This window comes from Corynebacterium sp. SA-MJD20WY100 (genome assembly GCF_039822565.1).
Taxonomy (GTDB): Bacteria; Actinomycetota; Actinomycetes; order Mycobacteriales; family Mycobacteriaceae; genus Corynebacterium; species Corynebacterium phoceense_A.
Map to the genome: position 1 here is coordinate 161,901 of NZ_JBCJKS010000001.1, position 21,963 is coordinate 183,863.

The window sequence follows — 21,963 nt, forward strand, 5'->3', positions numbered from 1 at the left end:
TCAGATTTTCGAAAAATCTGAGGCTTCGTTGTCGTGAAATGCCGTTGCGAGCGCTTGAAAACTACTCGTCGATGGACACACCCAACCAAATGGGCTCCGGCACGAGCTCGACACCGAAAGCGGCGAGGACGCCAGCCCGGATGTCGCGGGCCAACGCCACGATATCGGCGGCTTTCGCATCGCCGCGGTTCGTGAGGGCGAGCGTGTGCTTCGTGGACAAAGTCGCGGGGCCGGAGCCCGGGTAGCCCTTCGCGAAGCCGGCGCGCTCGATGAGCCAGGCGGCAGAGAGCTTTATTTTCTCGCCGTCCGAGCCTGCGGGGACGGCGTGGCGGGGCATGCGGTCCGCATCCTCGTCGCCGCGGGCTACGCGCACTTTCGACTGAATCACGTCCGCCGTAGAAGAAGAAACGATCGGGTTGGTAAAGAAGGAACCAGCCGACCAGGTGTCGTGGTCGGCGGGGTCGAGGACCATGCCCTTCGAGGCGCGCAGGCGCAGAACGTCGTCGCGCACGGCTGCAACGGGGCGGCGCTCGCCGGGGTTCTGCGTGAGTTGGCCAAAGCGCAGGGGCGTGGACAGGCCGTCGGTGGTCAGTTGCACCTCGATGGCGAGCACGACGCCGCGGCCGGTGAACTTGAGGTTCGAGTAGCGGTAAGACAAGTCCAAAGACGAGGCAGGAACCCAGGCCGCGGAGCGGGTGGCAGATTCGTAGAGGTAGACCTGCGTCAAGACATCGGAGGTCTCCGCGCCGTACGCCCCGACGTTCTGGACGGGAACCGCGCCCGCGTCGCCGGGGATGCCGGAGAGGCACTCGATGCCGCCTAGGCCGCAGTCGACGGTCAACGCGACGACGTCATCCCAGGTAGCGCCTGCATCCGCACGTACGAGGCCGGAGGCGACGTGGACGTCGATGTCCTCGAAGGCAAGGCGCACGACGACGATGTCCTGCGGATCATCGGAGACGAGCAAGTTGGAGCCGCCGCCCACGACCATGTATTTCGTGGAGGTTGCGTCGAGTTCGCGCAGAGCGGACACGGCGGCTTCGGCGGACTCACAGACCACCGTGACCTGCGGCGCGCCACCCACGCGCAGCGTCGTGAGATCGGCGAATGTCTGAGAATCGTTCAAGGAAACGCCGTCAATTGCGGACAGTCGCTGGGTCAGAAATGAATCAAGCACGCCTACCAAGGTAGTCTGAAAACCATGTCAACCCGTAGCGAAAACACCGTAATCATCAATCAGCCGCTCGAGAAGGTCCACCAAGCCTTCACCACCAAGGCATACTGGGAGCACATCGTGGCTACCCTGTCGCCGGAGCCGGGCGAGGTCCACGAGTTCACCGAGAACCAGGCCGTCCTCTTCGAGGTTCTGCCCACTACCCTCCTGCCGGAGGCCGTGCGCGCCATGGTGTCCCAGTCTCTCAAGGTCAAGCGCACCGTCACCATCGGCGAGGTCGCCGCTGACCAGCTGTCCAACTCCTTCGTCGCTGACGTCAAGGGCACCCCGGTCGACTTCAAGGGCGATATCACGTACAAGGCAGAGGGCGAGGATAAGACCGTCGCCTCTTACGTCTCCGAGGTCTCCGTCAACATCCCGATGATGGGCGCTGCCATCGAGCCGAAGGTCGCCGAGGCTCTGGGCGAGCTCTACCAGAACGAGGCCGACCTCACTTCCCAGTGGATCGAAGCAAACCTCTAAAAATCTGTAACCCGAATGGCCGACCACGCGCATAATCTCCGGGCCGCCGCCCGCGCGGGTCGGCCTTTTGGCGTCATTACCCGCGGTACCACCAACCAGAATCGCCTTCGCAAGTGCGACCGCTGGATGGTCGCACACCCGCAGATTTCGTCTTTACTCCGGGCACAGCTTGCTGGGCCCGCCGATGCCGCCCCCTTGGCGTTGGATGTCGGCTACGGCGCGTCCCATACAACGACGTGTGAATGGGCACGGTGGCTACGCACCGTGCGCCCCGACGTGCGGGTCACAGGCCTAGAGATCTCACCGGAGCGCGTGTTGCCGCCGCGCGAGGGCGTGACGTTTGAGCTCGGCGGATTCGAGCTCGCGGGCTATCGTCCACAGCTGGTGCGAGCGTTTAATGTGCTGCGTCAGTACGACGTGAACCAGGTCCATAAGGCCTGGGAGACCGTCACCGAGCGCCTAGCGCCCGGCGGGTTCTTCGTCGAGGGCACGTGCGACGAGCTGGGGCGGCGGTGCGCGTGGATTCTGTTGAACGCAGAGGGACCACAGACGCTCACGCTCGACTGGGATCCGTTCGAGCTCGAGACGCCGTCGGAGGTCGCGGAACGCCTGCCCAAGGCGCTCATCCACCGCAACGTGCCGGGCGAGCCCATTCACGAGTTCCTCGCGGCGGCGGATCAGGCATGGGCGAATAACGCGGGCTGGGCGCCGCACGGGCCGCGGGTGCGGTGGCGACACACGCATGCGGAGCTCGTGGCCGACGGCTGGCCGCTCGTGCCGCAGCGCCGCCGCTACTGCGACAATTGGCTCACCATCGACTGGGCGGCAGTTGCGCCACGGGCGTAACACGGGCACCATTGTTAACCATGTCTGCTTCGTCTGGAAAGAATTCCGTGGGGGCACGCGTCTGGCGCGTTGTGCTCATCGTGCTCGTCGCTCTCCTCGTGCTCGCTCTTCTCGTGGAGTTCGGCCTGCGCTGGTTCATGTCTTCACAGATGACGAAGCAGTTCGACGAACAAGGCGCAGAAGGCGCCAGCGTCAGCTTTGGCGCGACGCCGCTCCTCTTCGGTCTCGCACGCGGCGAGGTGAGCGAGATGAACATGGATACGCCCTCGACGCTCATGATCGACAAGGAAGCGAAGACCATCGAGGGCCAGCCCGCCACGAAGATCCACATGGAGGGCATGACCATGAGCCAGGACCCGGTCGCGCGGTCGTTGCAGACGACCACGACGCTGCCCACGGACTACCTGCTCGTCACGCTCCAAAACCAGATTGCGGAGCGCTCCGGTCAGGACATGCTCGGCGATATCGTCATGACGAACCTCACCACGAATGACGCGGAAGACGTCGTCGACGTCGAGTTCGCTGGCGGCCTGTTCACGCTCACCCTCAAGCCGGAGGCCCGTGACGGCGCGCTCGCCTTCGAGGCCACCGGCTCCAAGCTGCTCGCGTGGGATCTGCCGGAAGAGGTCACCCACCAGATTTCGGATGCACTGAGCGAGGGTCTGAAGAACCAGGTTGCGGGCGATACCATGCGCATCGACCGCGTGGACGTTGGCGCCGGCGACATCACGATCGATATCTCGGGCGAGAACGTCAAGCTCAACGAGATGGGCGAGCAATTCGGCGGCGCAGCGCCGACGGAGGCGCCGGCCACCGCGCCTGCGAACGCCTAAGGACGAACGAGTGCCGCGGCGCCAGCCCCGAGCGCGGCGACGGCGGCATCGTCATCGTCGGCCCAGGCGACAACCTCAAGGGCTGCGTCGACTGGGGCGTACGCGATGACGCGCTCATAGCCCGCGGTCGCGGCGAGCTCGGCGAGCCTCGCTGCAGAAAGCGCTCCCTCTGCGGGGAGCAGGAGACCGAGCTCGGCGGGGCGGGGGCAGGCCTCGCGCACCGCGATGAGATCGGCGAGGACAGAATTGGGATCGGCGTTCGTGTCGTCGACGCTCACCCATGCTTCGTGCGCGCCTTGTTGGATGGCGAGACGGGCCTCGGAGGCCTTAATGAGGCTGTGGTGGCGGCCGGTGGGATAGCCTGCGACGGCGACAACGCGCTCATTACCGGCTCGCAGGGCGTGTGCGATATGCGTGGGCGGGACGACGATGCCGCGGTAGCCGGTGGCGTCCCAGGCGAAGCTCGCCTGGGCGTCTGCCGCCCAGCGGTAGGTGCGGGCGGCGAGCCAGGCGGCATCGGAAAGCTCGGCTACCATGCGTTGTTGGCGCCGCCGATGATGTCCTTGAGCTGCGGGCGCACGTCAAACCAGTACAGGCCGACGATGACGGCGCCGACCCAGGTGAAGATGGACAGGCCCGGCATGGGGATGAGCAACACGAAGGCGGACACACCCACGAGCGCGGCCCACACGGCCTTGGGCTGGCGGTCGCCGACCTCAAAGGCGTCTGGGCGCGTCATAAGGATGAGGACAAAGCCGACGAGACCGGCGATGCCCACGGCGGCGTAGAGGCCGTAATAGAGCAGGTTCATGCCGTTGAGGACGGCCGAGGTAAAGGACATACAGTGCTTCCTTTGCGAGAGGGTCTAGGCGTACGGGGACTGCCCGGGATCGTCACTAGAGATTACTTCGCCTTCGACCACGCTGTCATCTGCGCTGGGCTTGGGCTGCTGCGCCTCCTTGGTGCCGAAGGTAGTGCGCACCTCCGTGGCGGCCTCGGAGAAGGAGTCCTTGGCCTTGGCGACGGACTCGGAGCCCGCGGTGGCCTCGACGCTGCGGCGTAGGACGCCGCCCCACTCCTTGGCTGCGGCCGTGGCCTTGTCCTTCAGCGAGGCATCGGCCGGCGTGGCCTCCTGCGGGTGGGCGGCGCGGTCTGCCTTGACGTTCTCGCCGAAGGTCTTCGCGACCTCCGCGACGGAGGCGCCGGCGGCCTTGACTGTTTCAGACTGGGACAGTTTCTTGAGGTTGTCCATGACACTCATGGCTGGTCCTTTCTCTGTGGGTATCAAGTAGCAAGTAGTACCAAGTGTAGGCGGGACGCGGGCAGACGGGACGGTTTAAGCCATCCCAGATGACTTAAGTGAGAAGGAGGAAGAGTTGGTTCGCGCTGTAGATGGCCAAGCCCGCGAAGCCACCCACGAGGGTGCCGTTCAAGCGAATGAACTGGAGGTCCTTGCCCACCATGAGCTCGATATTCTCGCTGGCCTCCGTGGCATCCCAGCTCTTGATGGTCTCGGGGATAATGCTCACAAGGTCCGGCGCGAACTTCTCAGCGAGGTAGCGGGCAGCCTTGTCCACGAGCTCGCCCAGCTCCGCCATCTTTTCGGGGTCCGCGAGCAGGCGCTGGCCATACGCGTCGAGCTCGGTCTCGATCTTCGTGCGCAGCAGCGAGGTTTCGTCTTCGAGCATCTCCACGAGCGTGGCGGAGACGGACGCCCAGATGGCTTCAGGGGCGCGCTGCATGCGATCGGAGGCGAGAACGTCGGCCTTGATGCCCTCGACCTTGGCGATGAGCTGCGGGTCCCACTGAAGATCCTGCGCGAGCTTGGAGAGGTTCCGCCGGATGGCCAGGCGCGCGTCGTGGTTGGAATCCGCGACGACCTCGTCCGCGAAGCCGACGAGCTCCGCGTAGACCTTCTCGCCCACGAGGTTGCGGGCAAAACGCGGGGCCCAGCCAGGCATGCGTTCATCGATAGTCGTGACCACCGTGTCCTCCATGGTGAGGATCTTGGCGTGCGCCCAGGCAATAAGATCATCCTCGAGCGGACGAGCCTTACCTTCGGCGATGAAGGATTCCAGCACGCGCCCGGCGGGCGGTCCCCACTCCGGTTCCATGGCACGGTCGATGATCTGGGATTGGATGAGCGTCGCCGCATCCTGCGGATCGATGTCGCGGATAACGGAGGCCAAGCGCGTACCGATGACTTCCGAAGCGTAATGGGCATTGCCCTCCCCTGTGATCCATTCCGCAGCCTTGCGAGGCACGTCCCACTCGTGGATCTTGCCGCTCAGCGCATCAGGCGTCAGGAAATTCTCCTCGACGAACTCGCTCAGCGCGTCGCCCACCTTGTCCTTGTTTTCCGGGATGAGCGCCGTATGCGGAATCTTCAGGCCCATCGGATGCCGGAAGAGCGCGGTCACCGCAAACCAATCCGCGAGGCCACCCACCATGCCGGCCTCCGCGAAGGCGCGCAGGTAACCCACCCAGCCCGGGGCGCCCCCGGCCGTGTGCTGCCACCACGAGCAGCTGAGGAACACCACGGCGGCGAGCACGAGCAGCAGCAGCATGTAGCGCTTCCAACGGCGCAGCTCGGCGCTGCGGGCGTCCTGGTTACTCGGGGCAGGAACGAACGGAGAGGTGGGCTCGGCGGCGCGGTGCGTCATGGTCATCCTTTCGCGCCCTCGCGGGGACACGGGGCAGGGGTCCTTGTTAGTGGCGAAAATCTCGAAACTAGGGTGCATAAAACCCCCGCGCCCGGGGTGGGCAGCGGGGGTGAATGCGTGCGTGAGGAATTAGTTCACGCGGCCAGTCTCCTGACGGTACTGGCGGTAGAAGCGGCGACCAAAGGTCACCAGCGCCACAGCGGCGACGGAGACGATGATAGTCGCAGCGATACCGATATAGAGGGTGATCTGTGCCTGGTTCCCCTCGGATGAGGAACCGCCCCAGAACATGCCGGAGGACACACCCCAGATGATGGTGCCGGCTGCCGGCAGAATGCCCAGGATAAGGCCCATGCCGATCCACGTAGAGGCGCGCAGCAGGGAGGAGTGCGGAGCACCGAAGGAGACGGGATCGTAACCCTCGATGTAGCCGTCCTGGATCTTGTAGGAGAAGTCGGGGTAGGTCTCCTCCAGGTAATCAGCTACTGCATGATTGTCGCTCATGGCTGACACTTTCTCTCGTTTCTTTTAACTTCAGTAACAGACTATAGCACCCACGCGAAGGCTTTTCGCGCGGGTACAGCGTCATTTTAGTCGTCCTTGCCACGCAGAGCCGCGCGAGCGCGCTCACGGGTGACGGCACTCACTGCGGTCAGCGGAACGCCGGCCGGGCAGACATCGGCACACTCGCCGTAAAGAGAGCAGTGACCGAAGTTGGTCTCCAGGTCATCGACCATGTTGCGGGCGCGACGGCCACGCTCTTCCTTGCCCAGCGGCATGAGGGAGAGGTGCACCAGCTTGGCGCCAGTGAACAGGTGGGCTGCACCGTTCGGGCAGGCGGCGACGCAGGCGCCACAGCCGATGCAGGCCGCGTGGTCGAGGGCGTACTCAGACGTCTCGTGGTTGACGTGGAGGGTATCCGCATCCGGGGCGGTACCGCCCATGATGGAGACGTAGCCGCCCTGCTCCATGACGTGGTCCAGCGCGGCACGGTCGACGATCATGTCCTTGATGACCGGGTATGCGGCGGAGCGCATCGGCTCGATCTTCAGGGTGTCGCCGTCCTTGAATTGGAACAGACGCTGCTGGCAGGTCGGGGTGTTCTGGCCCGGGCCGTGGGGGCGGCCGTTGACCTGCAGACCACAGGTACCGCAAATACCTTCGCGGCAGTCAGAGGCGAACGCGAACGGCTCCTCGCCGCGCTCGATGTAGCCCTCGTTGACGTGGTCCAGCAGCTCCAGGATGGACATCTGCTCTGCTGCGTCATCGACCTGGACATCCTCAAAGTGTCCTTCTTCAGTCGGTCCGGCCTGACGCCAAATCTTCAGGTTAAGTTTCATTACTTGTAGTTCCTTGTCATCAGCGGAATCGAATCGAAGTACAGCGGCTCAGCGTGGCGAATGAACTCGCCCTCAGCTGCACCGGGCTCCCATGCAGACACGAAGCACCAGTTCTCGTCGTCACGCGCAGCCTCGCCATCCTCGGTGAGGTGGTCGTCGCGGAAATGGGCGCCACAGGACTCGTCGCGGTCGAGAGCGTCAACGCACATGAGCTCGCCCAGGTCGATGTAGTCGGCCACGCGCAGGCCGTACTCGAGCACCTGGTTCATGTCGTTGGCAGCACCCGTGATGCGGACGTTGGCCCAGAAGTCAGCGCGCAGGGCGCGGATCTTCTCGATGGCGACCTTGAGGTCCTCGATGTTGCGGGACACGCCGCAACCCCAGTAGAGGATCTCACCCAGCTGGCGGTGGTAGTACGCCGGGCCGTGCGGGTTCTCGCCGCGAATGCCCATGAGGCGGTCGATGCGCGACTGTGCGCGGTTCAGAGCCTCGACAGCCTCAGCAGAGTCCTCAGCCAGCTTGGCCTCGCCAAGGTGGTCAGCCAGGTAGTTCGGGATGGTAAACGGCAGGGTGAACCAACCATCGACGGAAGCGGACAGCAGGGAGTTGGCACCCAGGCGGTTCGCGCCGTGGTAGGTCCAGGAGCACTCACCGGCGGCGAAGAGACCGTCGATGGAGGTCATCTCGTTGAAGTCCGTCCACAGGCCACCCATGGTGAAGTGGCAGGTCGGTGCGATACGCATCGGCGTCTCGTACGCGGACTCACCGATGGCCTCTTCGTACATCTCGATGAGGTTGGAGTAGCGCTCACGGATGACGTCCTTGCCCAGACGCTCGATGGCGTCGCGGAAGTCGAGGTACACCGAGTTGTGCAGCGGTCCAACACCCAGGCCCTTGTTGATCTGCTGGGAGATGGCGCGGGACGCAACGTCACGCGGGACGAGGTTACCGAAGGCCGGGTAGCGGCGCTCGAGGAAGTAGTCGCGCTCCTCTTCCGGAATCTCGTTGGCCGGGCGGTCGTCGCCTTCCTTCACCGGCGACCAAATGCGACCGTCGTTACGGAGAGACTCCGACATGAGGATCGTCTTGGACTGCCACTCGGAGTTGACCGGCAGGCCCGTCGGGTGGAACTGGATGAACGCCGGGGATGCGAAGTACGCGCCCTGCTCGTAGGCACGCATGATGGCGCCTGCGTTGGAGTTCTTAGCCAGCGTGGACATGTGGTAGACGTTGCCGTAACCACCAGTGCCCAGGATGACGGAGTGACCGGTGAAGGCCTTGAGCTCACCCGTAATCAGGTTGCGGGTGACAATGCCGCCCACGCGCTTCTTACCACCGTCGTTGTAGGTGATGATGTCCTGCATGTCGTGGTGCGCGAAGAGCTCCACGTTGCCCAGACCGATCTGGCGGTAGAGCGCCGAGGTCGTGGACAGCTGCAGCTGCTGACCCGTTTGGCCACGGGTGTAGTAGGTACGAGAGACCTGAACACCACCGAAGGAACGGGTAGCGAGGGTTCCGCCGTACTCACGAGCGAACGGAGCGCCAATGGCGTTCATGTGGTCGATGACACGCACGGACTCGTAGGCCAGGCGCCAGCAGTCGGACTCGCGGCAACGGTAGTCGCCGCCCTTGACGGTGTCCTTGGTGTGGCGGTACGCGGAGTCATTGTCGACCTTCTTGTGACGCGAGGAGTTCACGCCACCCTGGGCGGCGATGGAGTGCGCACGGCGCGGGGAGTCGTGGTAGGTGAAGACCTTCACGGTGTAGCCCAGTTCGCCGAGGGCAGCGGCGGCAGCACCAGCGGACAGGCCGGTACCGACGACGAGGATCTCAAACTTGCGGCGGTTGAGCGGGGAGACCAGCTGCATGTGGTCCTTCTGGTGGTCCCACATGTCGCGCATCGGCACGCCGTGCGGCTCGTGAGATTCCAGAATGGTGCCTGCGGTCACGCCCGGAACGATGGACTGCGGGTGCGTGAAGTTCGGGTGCTCGCGCTTCAATTCAGTAGTAGTCATGGGTTTACAACGCTCCTTTAAGAGACCCAGCCAAAGGCGACGGACAGCGGCATGATGATGTTGCCCAAGCAGACGACCGCCGGGATGATGTAGGCCAGAACCAGGAAGGTCTGGCGCCACTTACGGCCGGTGATACCCAGGTCAGACGCAGCAAGGCGGATGCCGTGGGTCAGGTGCAGGAACAGGCAGCACATCGCGATGACATAGACGATCGTCACGGGCCAACGGCTAAACGTTGCCAGCATATTGGCCTTCACGGCGCCGTGCTCGAAGGCCGCGGATGCGACCGGGGCTGCGCCAATGGTCAGGTCCAGCAGGTGGAAGATGACGAAGAGCAGCAGGACAACGCCGGTGACGATCATGGTCTTCGTGGCGAAGGAATCCAGGCCACCCATGAGGTTCGTGCGCTTGAACTTGCCGCGAGACTGCTTGGAACGGGCGGTAAGAGCGAATGCGCCATAGACGTGGCCCACCAGGCAGGCGAGCAGCACAATACGGAACATCCACAGGAACGCGCCGTGCGGGAGCAGCGGCTCACCCAGGGAGCGCAGGTACTCGCCGTAGACGTCGAGCGCCGGGGCGCCGTCGTGGTTCGGCAAGTAGAGCTTGAGGTTGCCGGCCATGTGACCGACAACGAAAAGCGCAAAGATGAGGCCAGTGATGGCCATGGTCAGCTTGAGTACCCAGCTCGGAACGCCCGGCTTGGTACGCACAGTTTCATTAGTGATGCGGCCGTGAGCGAGAGCCTCACGGTCAGGATTTCTTACAGTCATGACACCTCCATAGTCGCCCCTTAGATTAACCCGCTGAACTGCTGGTTACTATTCGATTTTGAGTCAAGAATGAGCGATCCCGGCGCATGCCCATTTCCGTATTAAATACATTAGGCATGGATCGCCTAAGTCACAGATGTTAAAACTTGCAACACGCTTGGGGACTTAGATTTACGAAACGGTTGTGTTGCGTATTTATACACACTGATGTGACTTTCCTCACCCGAGTAGCGAAACGTGAAAGTCTTCCCCCTTTAGGTATCAATCTTTCGCACGATCCACCCCCGAATGTCCGGCTCGCAAACTTACTTCACAGAAGTTGTGCAAATTTTGCGGATCGCTCACGGGGTTCCAGGTAGCCTAGCTCACATGTCCAAGACCTACGTCGGCTCCCGCCTCCGCCAGCTCCGCCGCGAACGAGATCTTTCCCAGGCCTCGCTCGCGTCGACGCTCGGCCTGTCCGCCAGCTACGTCAACCAGATCGAACATGATGTCCGTCCACTCACCGTGCCGGTCCTCATGAAGATCACGGAGGTCTTCGGCGTCGACGCCACGTTCTTCTCTCGCGACGATGATTCCCGTCTCCTCGCCGAAATCCAGGACGTCATTCAGGACCAGGAAATCTCCCCCTCGCCGGTCGAGCTTCAGGAACTTTCGGAACTCGTTTATAACCACCCGTCCGTCGCACGCACGCTCGTCGACGTCCACCGCCGTTACCGCACCATACGCGATAAGCTCACGCTGGTCACGGACACGCGGCGTAGTGGCCCCGGTGCGCAAACGCTGTCCATGCCACATGACGAGGTCCGCGATTTCTTCTATGCCCGGCAGAACTATTTCGACAATCTCGACCACCAGGCCGAGCGTCTCGCCCACGACCTGAACATCGCAGAGTTCGGAATCCGCGACACCGAGGCGGCCATTGCCACGCGCCTGCGCGAGAAACACAATATTGAGATCCGCACGCAGCCCGACCTCGGCGATACGCTCCACCGCTTCAACCCGGAGACCGGCACGCTCGAGCTCGCCGCGCGGCTGAGCACCGGACAGCGCGCTTTCCGCATGGCCGCGGAGCTCAGCTACCTTGAGGCCGGCTCGGATATCTCTACGCTCGTGTCGCACGAGCCCTTCACATCCGAGGCCTCCGTGAATCTTGCCAAGCGTGGCGTCGCCAGTTACTTCGCGGCCGCCACTCTCCTGCCCTACGGCCTCATGCATTCCCAGGCTGAGACAGCCGGCTACGACATCGAGTACCTCTGCCAAGTCTTCGGCGTGGGCTATGAGACGGTCGCCTCCCGCCTCTCCACGTTGCAGCGCCCCAATAAGCGAGGAATCCCCTTTACCTTCGTTCGCGTCGACCGCGCCGGCAATATGTCCAAGCGCCAGTCCGCAACTGGCGTGCACTTCGCCAACTCGGGCGGCACCTGCCCGCTCTGGTGCGTCTACGAGTCCTTCGCCCAGCCTGAGGTCATCGTCCGCCAGCTCGCTCAGATGCCCGACGGGCGCAACTACCTCTGGGTCGCGCGCGCCGTCCGCCACCACCAGAGCCGCTTCAGCGACACCAATAAGCTCTTCGCCATTGGCCTCGGCTGCGAGTCCCGCCATGCAGATCGCACGGTCTACGCCGCGGGGCTGGAGCTTTCCGATGCCGCCGCAACGCCCATCGGCGCCGGATGTCGCACGTGCCCGCGCACCAATTGCGCCCAGCGCGCCTTCCCCGCCATCAACGAGTCGCTCGACATCGACGCGCACTCCTCCACCATCGCCCCGTACTAGCGCGCTTCCAGGCGCACGCGCCCTCCGGACTCCGCACCCCGGACGGCATCTCCCCGTAGCGCCAGTCCCCGCGCAAAGATAAGGCCCTTCCACGTAGTTCAGATGAACTACCCGGAAGGGCCTGTGTTCTGCGTGCGCAGTTTAGAGGTTGATCATGTGGCCGCCGATGCCCTCGGCAGCTTCCTTCATGGCCTCAGACAGCGTCGGGTGGGTGTGGACGTTGCGTCCGATTTCCTCAGCCGTGAGGTCGAAGCGCTGTGCCAGGGTGAGCTCCGGAAGCAGCTCGGAGACGTTGGCACCGACCATGTGTCCACCGATGAGCTCGCCGTACTCGCCATCAGCAATGAGCTTGACGAAGCCTGCGGTCTCGTTGAGACCGGCAGCCTTGCCGTTTGCGGAGAACGGGAAGGTAGCGACCTTGATCTCGCGGTCCGGGAACTTCTCGCGAGCGGCTTCTTCGGTGTAGCCGAAGGAGGCGACCTGCGGGTTGCAGAAGGTCGCGCGTGGCAAGTTCATGTAATCGCCCAGGATCTGGGTCTCCGCGCCAGCGATAACCTCGGCGGCGATAACACCCTGCGCCTCAGCCACGTGTGCCAGCTGCAGCTTGGCCGTGACGTCGCCGATAGCGTAGATGTGCTCGACGTTCGTGCGCATGTAGTCGTCGATCTCAATGGCACCGCGCTCGGTGAGCTTGACGCCAGTGTTCTCCAAGCCAAAGCCCTCAACGCGCGGGGCGAAGCCGATGGAGACCATGCAACGCTCAACGGTAAGCGAGTCCGTCTTGGAGCCGTCCTTGGACTCGACCTCGACGGTAACGTCGGAGCCGTTGTCCGTGATGGACGTGGTCTTGTAGCCGGTGAGCAGCTTCACGCCGAGCTTCTTGTACTGCTTGGCGATCTCCTTGGAGACGTCCTTGTCCTCATTCGGCAGGACGCGGTCCATGAACTCGACGATGGTAACGTCCACACCGTAGTTAGCCAGGACGTAGGCGAACTCCATGCCGATCGCGCCGGCGCCCACGATAACCATGGACTTCGGAGCCTCTTCTTTAAGGATCTGCTCCTCGAAGGACACGATGTTGCCGCCGATTTCCACGCCCGGCAGGGAGCGGACAACGGAGCCAGTGGCGATAATGCAGTCGTCGAAGGTGACGGTCTTGCCCTTGTCGTCACCCTCGGTGATCTCGATGGTGTGTCCGTCCTTGAACGAGCCCAGACCGTTAATCTCCTGGATCTTGTTCTTGCGCATGAGGAAGTGCACGCCCTTGACGATGCCTGCAGAAACCTTGCGGGAGCGCTTGTGCGCCACACCGTAGTCGAAGGACACCTCACCCGAGATACCAAAGTCCTTGGCCTCAAAGTTGAAGGTGTGGGCAACCTCAGCGTTCTTAAGCAGCGCCTTGGACGGGATGCAGCCCACGTTGAGGCAGATTCCGCCCCAGTACTGCTTCTCGATAACGGCAACCTTCTTGCCCAGCTGTGCTGCGCGGATGGCGGCAACGTAGCCACCGGGGCCCGCGCCGAGTACTACAACGTCATAATGTTCATTAGTCACGCACTACAGGATACTAATCCTCTCCCCCTTTTGTCTTTTCTTCCCCCAAACGCGCCCCCTCCCGCGCCGCGTCCCCGCGCACAGACACCACCAAGAGACAACGAACGCGCGCCGCCACCCCCTCGAAACGGGGGCACGCGACGCGCGGAAACGGGGATTCAAGCCCCAGGCGCTGAAACCGAACTTAGATGAGACCGAAGTCGAGCAGCGCCATAGAAAGGTTGGAGGAGCCCATGTGGACGAACGGGCCGAGAGCGTTGTTGATAGCCAGAATGATGCTGTCAAAAGACATGATGAAATTTCCTTTGGAAGGTCAGGTGTTCTTCGCCGACATAGAGCGACGCGGCCTCGCGCAACACGGGGTCTCTATCTTTACTTGTCGCTACCGTCAGCGCGGGCGTTACCTCCCGGCGCGAACGCGCCACGGCGATGCCACCCACAAATGGTCCCTGAAATTATGACACAAACGCCACTTCAGTACCAGGGGTAACAATTTTTACCTGTTAAACTCTTGTCACAATCGCGTGGACTGTGGCACCAACCAGGTCGCCGCCAGCCCATACGTCTCCTCGCCCACCAGATCTCGTCGCTCCACCATCAGGCGCACCACCCCCGTCAAAACCGGTCGCGCCTGAGATTTCATAAAGGCTTGATAACGATGGACGGATAGACAACGATGTTTCAAGAAGATGCACATGGATCTCTACGTGCCCGTCAAGGTCGCCCACCAGCACCGCACGGACTCGCCAGGAAATACACAGGAAGCCACCACATGAAGTTCTTGAGGACTCTCACCACGACCTCCGCCGCGGTCGCGCTCACTCTCGGCCTTGCCACCGCTCCCCTTGCCCAGGCCGACGACAAGATGGCCCCCGTCGCCGCTGCAGACGCAGCCAGCCGCTGGAACGTCGACAGCTTGGACCAGGTCGACCGCTCTCAGCTCTCCGTCATCAAGCAGTACGACAACGTCCTGCCGTTCATGGCAGAGAAGGGCCTCATCACCAAGGACGGCAACGACTACGTCCGCGGCGCCGATGACAAAATCAAGATGACGGTCACCCCGAAGAACGAGAAGTGGCGCTGGCTTTCTGACGTCAACAATTCAAAGGGCAAGGTCAAGTTCATGACGGCCACCTCGCCGTCCATGAACAACCGCGAGGTCCCGCTCGCCGTCATCACGCCCACCGGCAACTTCGATGCAGCACGTCCGACCATCTACCTGCTCAACGGCGCTGGCGGCGCAGAGCAGGGCATGGACTGGCTCTACATGACCAGCGGCGAGGAGGGTAAGACCAACCTCGTCGACTTCTACAAGTCTAAGAACGTCAACGTCGTCGTGGTCCAGGCCGGTGCCTTCTCCTACTACACGGACTGGTACAACTCGCCGCACCCCACGGACACGGTAGAGACCCGCACGTACCTGCCCGGCCCCCAGAGCTGGGAAACCTTCCTCACCAAGGAGCTGCCGGGACCGCTCGAGGGCGAGCTGGCCAAGGATGCTCCGGAGGATCAGTCCACCGCCACTGACGGCGCAACCGTGAACGCCCACATCAACGGCAACGGCATGCGCGCCATCGCCGGCATGTCCATGTCCGCGACCTCCGCGCTCCTCCTCGCCGAGCACAACCCGGGCTTCTACAACGCCGTCGGCTCCTACTCTGGTTGTGCCGCGACCTCCACACCGATGACGAACTTCTACGTTGGTCTCACCGTCAACCGCGCCAATAACGCGACGCCGGAGCAGATGTGGGGCCCGCGCGGTGGGGAGTACAACCGCTTCAACGACGCGCTCATCAACTCCAACAACCTGAAGGGCACGCACACCTACGTCTCCGCTTCGACCGGCCTGCCGGGCGAACACGAAAACCTGTCCTCGATCGCGGAGAAAAACGGCGGCGACCTGTCCTCCGCATTCAAGTCCTCGTCCACGCTCGTCGTCGAAGGCGGCGCCATCGAGGCCGCAATGTTCGACTGCACCACCCAGCTCAAGCGCAAGATGGACCGCGAGGGCATCGACGCTGACTGGAACTTCCGCGCAACCGGCACCCACTCCTGGCCGGGCTGGAAGGAAGACATCTGGAAGTCCTGGCCGACCTACGCTGCCGCGTTCGGCCAAGATGCGTCCACCGAGGTGCCGACCGCAACTCCGGAGGCATCGGAAGACCGCTCTGCCGCCCCGCAGGCTGCCAACGCCGAGACCGTCGAAAAGCTCTCGCCGACCGCTGAGAAAGAGAACGAAGCCAACGCTGCCGAGCGCAACACCGGCGCGCTCAACAACGTCACCGACGCTGCCGCGGCCGCCGCAGACGCCCTCACCAACGGCACCGACACCGCTGACGATCTCGCCGCGACCAACTAAACCTCTCACTGCAAGGAATATTGACCCTCATGAAGCGCTTTACGTCCTTCCTCGCGGCAACGTCTGTGGCCGCCACGCTGGCTACCGCCACCCTCGTCCCGGCAAGCGCTGCGGTTCTCACGCCGCAGCAGGTCGCCGGTGACACCCCGGTCTCGCAGGTGGGCGATCTTCAGGTCACCGACGCCGTCGCTAGCCAAGCGTGGTTTAAGAAGTTCGGCAACGACCCGCGCGTGCTCAAGCTGCAGGCCACCTCGCCAGCCATGAACGGCCGCGCCATCCCGCTCGCCGTCATCCCGGCGGGTGAGGCGAACCGCCCGACCATCTACCTGCTCAACGGTGCCGGTGGCGCCGAGCAAGACGCTGACTGGGCCACCCTGTCCCAGGTCGTGGACTTCTACGCCGATAAGAAGGTCAACGTCGTCATCCCACAGGCTGGCGCGTTCTCCTACTACACGGACTGGGTCCAAGACCCGAACGGCAAGTACTTGAACGGACCGCAGAAGTGGGAGACCTTCCTCACCAAGGAGCTGCCGGGACCGCTCGAGCAGCGCTTGGAGGCCAATAACAAGCGCGCGATTGCTGGCATGTCCATGTCCGCAACCTCCGCGCTGCTGCTCGCCGAGCACAACCAGGGCTTCTACGACGCCGTCGGCTCCTACGCTGGCTGCGCGCAGACCGCCGCGCCCATGCAGTACGAATTCCTGCGCCTCACTGTCAACCGTGGCGGCGGCCAGCCGGAGCAGATGTGGGGCCCGATGGGTGGCGACTATAACCGCTACAACGACGCGTACCTCAACGCTGAGAAGCTGCGCGGCTCGGAGCTCTACATCTCCGCAGCCTCCGGGCTTGCGTCCGAGACTGACCTTCCGGAGTACTACCTCAAGCAGGGCATGAACCCGGCCGTCGTCGCTGTCGGTGTCACCCAGCTCGTCGTCGAAGGTGGCGTCATCGAGGCCGCCGTCAACCACTGCACGCACAACCTCAAGGCCAAGCTGGACAAGTCCGGCATCGGCGCGGACTACAACTTCCGCACCATCGGCACGCACTCCTGGCCGGGCTGGCGCCAGGACCTCGAGGCATCCTGGGGCACCTTCTGGCGCGCGTTCTACGCCAAGTAAATCCGGCGTAGTCTCCACCGACTCACAGTCGGCACTCCGCGGGCGGTAGAGTTTCAAGCATTATGACAACGCTTGACTCTCTCGCCCGCGCGGGCGTTTTTCTCAAGGAACCTGCCCGCGATCCGTACACTTCTGTCGAGTACAACCTGGGTTTTACCGTCGAGCATTATCGCCTCGATCTCACCTATAACGTCGAGCCCAATCGTCTCCAGGGCGAGGCCACGTTGCGCCTGCGCGTCGGCGACGAGCCGCTGGAAAGACTCACCGTGGACCTCGCAGGAGCGATGGTCGCCCGGCGCGTAAGCGCGAAGGGCGCGCATGTCGCGAAGTTCCGCCAGTCGAACGGCAAGCTCCGTGTCTCCTTCAGCGATGAGCTCGCCGCCGGAGCGGAGCTCGATCTTGTTATTCGCTACGGTGGTACCCCGCGCCCGCTGCGCACAGCATGGGGCGAGATCGGCTGGGAGGAGACGGAGTCGGGCTCCCTCGTGGCGAGCCAGCCATGCGGCGCGCCCAGCTGGTTCCCGTGCGATGATACGCCCAGCGCGAAAGCGCCCTACGACATCATCATCACGGCGGAGTCCCCGTTTACCGTCGTGAGCAATGGCGAGCTCGTCTCCCACAAGCGCTCCGGATCTATGACGCGCTGGCATTACCGGACCTCGCACCCCATGGCGACGTACCTCGCCACGGTCATGGTGGGCGAGTTCACCGAGATGAAGCTTGGGCCGGATACCCGCGCCTGGGCCCCGGCGGAGCTCCAGTCTCAGGTCCGCGAGGCCTTCGCCGAGCAACAGGAGATGCTTGACTTTTTCGCGGAGACCTACGGCGCTTATCCCTTCGACGATTACCAGGTCGTCGTCACCGAGGACGAGCTCGAGATCCCGTTGGAAGCCCAGGGCCTGTCCATCTTCGGCGCCAACCACACGAACGGCAGCTTCGAGCGGCTCATCGCCCACGAGCTCTCCCACCAGTGGTTTGGCAATTCCTTGGGCCTGGCCGCCTGGCGCGATATTTGGCTCAACGAGGGCTTTGCCTGCTACTCCGAGTGGCTCTGGGGCGAGCATTCCGGCGGCCCCACCGCGCATGAGACCGCACGTTCCCACTACGATGTCCTCACCCGGAAGAAGAAGGACATTCTCGTTGCCGATCCCGGCACGGGCGCCATGTTCGACGACCGCGTCTATAAGCGCGGGGCGCTCACCCTCCACGCGCTGCGCCGCCAGCTTTCCGATGCCCCCTTCTCCCAGGCCGTCCGCGCCTACGTCGCAGCCTCCCAGCATGGCACGGTGACACCGGAGGACTTCATTCGTGAGCTCCACGGCGTCGCCGAGGACGCGGGTGTGACTCCCGCCGATATCGACGCGACGCTCGCGGCCTGGCTCGATGAGACGGCGCTGCCTCACTTCCCCGCGTAAGTGCCTGAGAGAATTCCCCCGGTTTTGTTAGTGTAATCGGGTGAATAACGCTCTGCTCTCTCTTCCCAAAGCTGCCGTCGCCGTCGCTACCGCGGCCGTGCTTGCCTGCGGCCTCGCACCGGCGGCATCGGCAAGCGGCTCCGGCATGGCCGCCGCGACCACCGAGAATGTCGTCAACCGTCCCCACACCGTGGGCCGCTGGCTTGTTGATGACTCTGGTCGAGTCGTCACCTTCCACGGCGAGAATATCGTCAACAAGCGCGCACCCTGGACCCCGCAGGCGCTCGGCATCGGCGAGGATGACGCCGCGTTCCTCGCCAAGCAGGGATTCAACTCGGTACGCCTAGGCATAAGCTGGGCCGCCATCGAGCCGCAGCCGGGCCAGTACAACGACGCGTACCTCGCGGAGATCAAGCAGGCCATCGAGATGTTTAACTCCTACGGCATCTCCACCTTCCTCGAGTACCACCAGGACTTCTACACGGAGTCCCTGGGCGGCGAGGGCGCCCCGCAATGGGCGACGTTCACGGACGGTCTCTACAACCCGAACATGGGCCTGGCCGTCGCACAGTTCTCCCCCGCCATCCAGCGTGCCTTCGATAACTTCTTCAATAACCGTAAAGCCTCGGACGGCGTGGGCATCCGCGACCACTACGTGAACATGTGGGACCACACGGCCGCCTACTTCGCTGACACCCCGGGCATCATCGGCTACGGCCCCATCAACGAGCCCTCGGCTGGCGCGGAGACCATCCCCTGCGCGCTCGACTTCTGTTCCGAATCCACGCTGCAGAAGCTGCGCGATCTGAACAAGCAGGTCCGCGACGTCATCCGCCGCCACGATCCGAAGGTAGGAATCTGGCTCACCGGCTACGTCACCACCGTCATGGGCGCGCCCGCGCACATGGGCACGAAGCCGGATGCGAATACCGTCTACGCGTTCAACTCGTATGCGCAGGTGTGCACCATCCCGCTCGAGTTCCCCGAGGCCGTCTGCGAGCCGGATCACCGCAAGGCCATCAACCAGTCCTGGGCCTACGCCAACTCGCAGAACATGCCGGCGGTCCTCGCCGAGTTCGGCGCCTCGAAGAACCCGAACCTGCTGCGCAACCAGGCTCGCCTATCTGACGAGTACATGCAGTCGCGCTTCCACTGGCAGTACGGCGGCTACGACCCGGCCACCACGGCGTCCTCCTGGCAGGATCAGGCTTTGGTCATCAACCCGGCGCGCCCCATCACCGAGCCCGGCAACACCAACTGGTCCAACGTCAAGCAGCTGGCTACCCCGTACCCCTCTGCCGTCGCGGGCACGCCCACCGGCTGGAAGACGGACGGGGCCTTCACCGCGACGTGGAACACCGCTCGCGCGGACGGCTCCGGCGCCTTCGAGCCCGGTGCTGAATCCACCATCAAGGTGCCGCATATCTGGGCGCCCAATGGCTACCGCGTCCACGTCGAAGGCGGCCACGCCGTGAACACCCCAGCCGACGGTATCTTCCGCGACGTCGACCTGCGCATCGCCGCCGACGCCGGCGCCGTGAAGGTCACGGTCACTCCGGCCTAGTCGCTTCATCTACGCAGAAGGTGTGTGGCACATGGTGTATTTCACCCTCCAGGGAATGAAATACACCATGTGCCACACACCTTCTGTGTTTTCGCTCGTTAGTCCTCCAACTGCGCGTCCAAACGGCGTTGGTCGCGCCCATGCTGCCAGCGCCGGAAGACGGGGACAACGAGGACGGCGATGGCCACGCCCACAAACCCACCACCCGCGGTACCGTCAGGACCTCCGTTTAAGGTCGCACACCGTTCCTAGAACGGAAGATGGAAGTCCGGCTGCGGGGCCAGGGTGGGAACCGAAAGCTGGAACTGTGCACAATTCTGGGGAACCATGATGTCCCCTTCTGAAGTGTGATGGATATGTACTCGGCAGCGCGGCCCGGTGTGACCCGGCGGCGCGCTGCCGATGACGCACAATCTAGCGCCGTTTCCGTTCCAGCAAAATCCCGCGACACAAGCCGCGACGTGCAGAAATACCGAACTTTGGAAGTGTATGGGAGCATTCCCAGGCATGGTGTGGCCAGCGCAGATTCCCGTTGCTCGCGTTGCTCGGACGAGCCAATCTGGGAGTTAGCACACAATGACTAAGGGTTCCCTGACACCACAGAAAAGGGGAGGTCAGAGAAAAATAAATCCCCTCGCATGACGCTCAACGGCGACATGCAAGGGGCGAACAGAGTGGCTAGAGGCGCTCCTCGATGAGCGTTGCGGCGCGCGGCGCACCGCCGGCGGCCTCGCAGCCGTCAAGCATGGCGTCCAGGCCGTGGCTGACGGTGAGCGCGGAGACAATCTTTTCGTAGAGTTTCTCCGGCGTGACATCGCGGCCGGGGATGGTCTGGCCTGCGCCCGAGGCGAGGACGCGCTGCGCCACCTCGTGCTGGTCGCGCCCGAAGGGCACGATGACCATGGGGACAGAGCGCATGAGAGCCTTCTGCGTAACACCCATGCCGCCGTGGCCGATGAGCAGCGCCGCGTGGTCCAGAATCTTCGCGTGGTCGCCTAGGCGCACGATGGTGCAATTGCTATTCGGGCGCAAGAGCTTGGGCTCGATGGCACCCGTCGTGACCACGACGTGCATCCCCGTGCCGTCGAGCGCGTCGAGCGCGGACTGCGCGAGCGCCGTGTCGTTCTGGAACTCCGTGGACAACGTGACGAGCACGATGGGATCCGTAATGCCCTCTGTGGGATCGACGATGCCCTCGCCTGGCTGCGGAGACCACAGGCCAGGTCCGACTTCCACGATGTGGTTCGGCCAATCCGGGTGCGAGTACTCGAAAGGCTCTGCCGTGTAGCTAATGATAAGCGGCGGAATGTCGAGGATATCGAGCACGTGCTCGAGGGGATCCACGCCATGTTCCTCGCGCACGGCGTTGACGCGCTTCTTCAGCTGCGTGTCCCACAACAGCGGGATAGCCCTGCGCAGCACCGCAGCCTTTGCCTTCTCAGCACGCGTGCGCGGAATGCCCATGCCCACGCCGTACGGCGGCGCGACGTTGGAAGGATAGGGCAGGAAGGTCGGCGACCACACGGCCCACGGCAACCCGGACTTTTCCGCGGCCAGCTGCGCGCCAAAGACAGTCACGTCGCAGAGCAGGAAGTCTGGCTTCGTCTCCGCGATGAAGAGCTCGAACTCGTCGCAGTCGTAGGGAATGCGCTCGGCCAGTTGGTCGAAGACGAGCTGCAGCGCCGCAAAGCCGGAGGGCGCGTCCCAGTCATGGAGTTCCTTATTATCCGAGCGGTCTTCGTGCGGGCTCGCGTGGAAGCCCAACGCGTTCATGCGCTCGACCTCGTTGGGAATCGTGCGGAGGAAAATCTCGTGGCCGCGCGACTGCAGCTCCAGGAGAGTATCGACCACCGGGTACAGGTGCCCCTTCGCCGGTGATGTCATAACGGCAATGCGCGCCACGGGAAAATCCTTTTCATTCGCTCACTTTGTGCAAACCCCCCATTTTCCTTAGATTTTCTCCATCAGTCAATGTGAATACTTTCTCGGCAGCATTCTCACAGGTAACGCG

Annotated in this window: 19 protein-coding genes; 8 read left to right on the top strand and 11 right to left on the bottom strand. The window is 63.4% G+C overall.

Annotated elements, in window-relative coordinates:
* Positions 1–61 precede the first annotated feature (61 nt).
* Positions 62–1,177 carry a UDP-N-acetylmuramate dehydrogenase gene (locus ABJ196_RS00770; protein WP_347304794.1) on the bottom strand — a complete coding sequence of 372 codons (1,116 nt, stop codon included), beginning with the start codon at positions 1,175–1,177 and terminating at the stop codon, positions 62–64.
* Positions 1,178–1,201: 24 nt separating this feature from the next.
* On the opposite strand from ABJ196_RS00770, the gene ABJ196_RS00775 reads away from it, so the two are divergent.
* From ABJ196_RS00775 to ABJ196_RS00785, 3 genes are read left to right on the top strand one after another with little or no spacing between them, the layout of a single operon-like run.
* Positions 1,202–1,696: a DUF2505 domain-containing protein gene (locus ABJ196_RS00775; RefSeq protein ID WP_347304795.1), complete on the top strand. Its 495-nt coding sequence runs from the start codon at positions 1,202–1,204 to the stop codon at positions 1,694–1,696.
* A 15-nt stretch (positions 1,697–1,711) separates the two neighbouring features.
* Positions 1,712–2,542, top strand: coding sequence for a class I SAM-dependent methyltransferase (locus ABJ196_RS00780; RefSeq protein WP_347304796.1), 831 nt, complete (start codon positions 1,712–1,714; stop codon positions 2,540–2,542).
* Between the two features lie 20 nt (positions 2,543–2,562).
* Positions 2,563–3,375 (top strand): DUF2993 domain-containing protein, encoded by an 813-nt coding sequence (locus ABJ196_RS00785; protein ID WP_347304797.1) that lies wholly within the window; start codon positions 2,563–2,565, stop codon positions 3,373–3,375.
* On the opposite strand, the gene ABJ196_RS00790 is transcribed toward ABJ196_RS00785, so the two are convergent.
* The 8 genes from ABJ196_RS00790 to ABJ196_RS00825 all read right to left on the bottom strand — a co-directional run bounded on the left by ABJ196_RS00790 (position 3,372) and on the right by ABJ196_RS00825 (position 10,166).
* Positions 3,372–3,911 (bottom strand): deoxyribose-phosphate aldolase, encoded by a 540-nt coding sequence (locus ABJ196_RS00790; RefSeq protein ID WP_347304798.1) that lies wholly within the window; start codon positions 3,909–3,911, stop codon positions 3,372–3,374. The genes ABJ196_RS00785 and ABJ196_RS00790 overlap by 4 nt on opposite strands.
* Positions 3,905–4,186: a DUF2516 family protein gene (locus ABJ196_RS00795; protein ID WP_257035816.1), complete on the bottom strand. Its 282-nt coding sequence runs from the start codon at positions 4,184–4,186 to the stop codon at positions 3,905–3,907. Before ABJ196_RS00795 ends, ABJ196_RS00790 begins: the two co-directional genes overlap by 7 nt.
* 54 nt (positions 4,187–4,240) lie before the next feature.
* Positions 4,241–4,636, bottom strand: a complete 396-nt coding sequence (locus ABJ196_RS00800) for a hypothetical protein (protein ID WP_347304799.1) — start codon at positions 4,634–4,636, stop codon at positions 4,241–4,243.
* Between the two features lie 94 nt (positions 4,637–4,730).
* Positions 4,731–6,038 carry a DUF445 domain-containing protein gene (locus ABJ196_RS00805; RefSeq protein WP_347304800.1) on the bottom strand — a complete coding sequence of 436 codons (1,308 nt, stop codon included), beginning with the start codon at positions 6,036–6,038 and terminating at the stop codon, positions 4,731–4,733.
* A gap of 129 nt (positions 6,039–6,167) precedes the next feature.
* Positions 6,168–6,542: a hypothetical protein gene (locus ABJ196_RS00810; protein WP_347304801.1), complete on the bottom strand. Its 375-nt coding sequence runs from the start codon at positions 6,540–6,542 to the stop codon at positions 6,168–6,170.
* An 86-nt stretch (positions 6,543–6,628) separates the two neighbouring features.
* A complete protein-coding gene (locus tag ABJ196_RS00815) occupies positions 6,629–7,378 on the bottom strand; it encodes a succinate dehydrogenase/fumarate reductase iron-sulfur subunit (RefSeq protein WP_347304802.1) in 750 nt (249 codons plus the stop codon).
* Positions 7,378–9,393 carry a fumarate reductase/succinate dehydrogenase flavoprotein subunit gene (locus ABJ196_RS00820; RefSeq protein ID WP_347304803.1) on the bottom strand — a complete coding sequence of 672 codons (2,016 nt, stop codon included), beginning with the start codon at positions 9,391–9,393 and terminating at the stop codon, positions 7,378–7,380. Before ABJ196_RS00820 ends, ABJ196_RS00815 begins: the two co-directional genes overlap by 1 nt.
* Positions 9,394–9,410: 17 nt before the next feature.
* The gene (locus ABJ196_RS00825; protein WP_066489516.1) at positions 9,411–10,166 is read right to left on the bottom strand and encodes a succinate dehydrogenase cytochrome b subunit; all 756 of its coding nucleotides are present in this window, start codon (positions 10,164–10,166) and stop codon (positions 9,411–9,413) included.
* A 369-nt stretch (positions 10,167–10,535) separates the two neighbouring features.
* Here ABJ196_RS00825 and ramB point away from each other — a divergent pair, with 369 nt between their 5' ends.
* The gene (ramB, locus tag ABJ196_RS00830) at positions 10,536–11,942 is read left to right on the top strand and encodes an acetate metabolism transcriptional regulator RamB (RefSeq protein WP_347304804.1); all 1,407 of its coding nucleotides are present in this window, start codon (positions 10,536–10,538) and stop codon (positions 11,940–11,942) included.
* A 141-nt stretch (positions 11,943–12,083) separates the two neighbouring features.
* Here the strand turns inward: ramB and lpdA are convergent, their stop codons facing one another.
* Positions 12,084–13,496 (bottom strand): dihydrolipoyl dehydrogenase, encoded by a 1,413-nt coding sequence (lpdA, locus tag ABJ196_RS00835; RefSeq protein ID WP_347304805.1) that lies wholly within the window; start codon positions 13,494–13,496, stop codon positions 12,084–12,086.
* 772 nt (positions 13,497–14,268) lie between these two features.
* Here lpdA and ABJ196_RS00840 point away from each other — a divergent pair.
* The 4 genes from ABJ196_RS00840 to ABJ196_RS00855 all read left to right on the top strand — a co-directional run bounded on the left by ABJ196_RS00840 (position 14,269) and on the right by ABJ196_RS00855 (position 19,952).
* Positions 14,269–15,855 carry an alpha/beta hydrolase family protein gene (locus ABJ196_RS00840; protein ID WP_347304806.1) on the top strand — a complete coding sequence of 529 codons (1,587 nt, stop codon included), beginning with the start codon at positions 14,269–14,271 and terminating at the stop codon, positions 15,853–15,855.
* A gap of 29 nt (positions 15,856–15,884) precedes the next feature.
* Positions 15,885–16,973 carry an alpha/beta hydrolase family protein gene (locus tag ABJ196_RS00845; RefSeq protein WP_347304807.1) on the top strand — a complete coding sequence of 363 codons (1,089 nt, stop codon included), beginning with the start codon at positions 15,885–15,887 and terminating at the stop codon, positions 16,971–16,973.
* Between the two features lie 62 nt (positions 16,974–17,035).
* Positions 17,036–18,388, top strand: a complete 1,353-nt coding sequence (locus ABJ196_RS00850; RefSeq protein WP_347304808.1) for a M1 family metallopeptidase — start codon at positions 17,036–17,038, stop codon at positions 18,386–18,388.
* Between the two features lie 40 nt (positions 18,389–18,428).
* Positions 18,429–19,952, top strand: coding sequence for a cellulase family glycosylhydrolase (locus ABJ196_RS00855; RefSeq protein ID WP_347304809.1), 1,524 nt, complete (start codon positions 18,429–18,431; stop codon positions 19,950–19,952).
* Between the two features lie 678 nt (positions 19,953–20,630).
* Here the strand turns inward: ABJ196_RS00855 and ABJ196_RS00860 are convergent.
* On the bottom strand, positions 20,631–21,854 hold the full coding sequence (locus tag ABJ196_RS00860; protein ID WP_347304810.1) for a glycosyltransferase: 1,224 nt from the start codon (positions 21,852–21,854) through the stop codon (positions 20,631–20,633).
* Positions 21,855–21,963 lie beyond the last annotated feature (109 nt).

Coding starts and splice junctions, on each gene's coding strand:
- ABJ196_RS00825 (WP_066489516.1), bottom strand. CDS start 10,166: ATGACTGTAAGAAATCCTGACCGTGAGGCTCTCGCTCACGGCCGCATC.
- ABJ196_RS00800 (WP_347304799.1), bottom strand. CDS start 4,636: ATGAGTGTCATGGACAACCTCAAGAAACTGTCCCAGTCTGAAACAGTC.
- ABJ196_RS00845 (WP_347304807.1), top strand. CDS start 15,885: ATGAAGCGCTTTACGTCCTTCCTCGCGGCAACGTCTGTGGCCGCCACG.
- ABJ196_RS00840 (WP_347304806.1), top strand. CDS start 14,269: ATGAAGTTCTTGAGGACTCTCACCACGACCTCCGCCGCGGTCGCGCTC.
- ABJ196_RS00790 (WP_347304798.1), bottom strand. CDS start 3,911: ATGGTAGCCGAGCTTTCCGATGCCGCCTGGCTCGCCGCCCGCACCTAC.
- ABJ196_RS00805 (WP_347304800.1), bottom strand. CDS start 6,038: ATGACGCACCGCGCCGCCGAGCCCACCTCTCCGTTCGTTCCTGCCCCG.
- ABJ196_RS00810 (WP_347304801.1), bottom strand. CDS start 6,542: ATGAGCGACAATCATGCAGTAGCTGATTACCTGGAGGAGACCTACCCC.
- ABJ196_RS00795 (WP_257035816.1), bottom strand. CDS start 4,186: ATGAACCTGCTCTATTACGGCCTCTACGCCGCCGTGGGCATCGCCGGT.
- ABJ196_RS00785 (WP_347304797.1), top strand. CDS start 2,563: ATGTCTGCTTCGTCTGGAAAGAATTCCGTGGGGGCACGCGTCTGGCGC.
- ABJ196_RS00820 (WP_347304803.1), bottom strand. CDS start 9,393: ATGACTACTACTGAATTGAAGCGCGAGCACCCGAACTTCACGCACCCG.
- ABJ196_RS00850 (WP_347304808.1), top strand. CDS start 17,036: ATGACAACGCTTGACTCTCTCGCCCGCGCGGGCGTTTTTCTCAAGGAA.
- ABJ196_RS00780 (WP_347304796.1), top strand. CDS start 1,712: ATGGCCGACCACGCGCATAATCTCCGGGCCGCCGCCCGCGCGGGTCGG.
- ramB (WP_347304804.1), top strand. CDS start 10,536: ATGTCCAAGACCTACGTCGGCTCCCGCCTCCGCCAGCTCCGCCGCGAA.
- ABJ196_RS00815 (WP_347304802.1), bottom strand. CDS start 7,378: ATGAAACTTAACCTGAAGATTTGGCGTCAGGCCGGACCGACTGAAGAA.
- ABJ196_RS00775 (WP_347304795.1), top strand. CDS start 1,202: ATGTCAACCCGTAGCGAAAACACCGTAATCATCAATCAGCCGCTCGAG.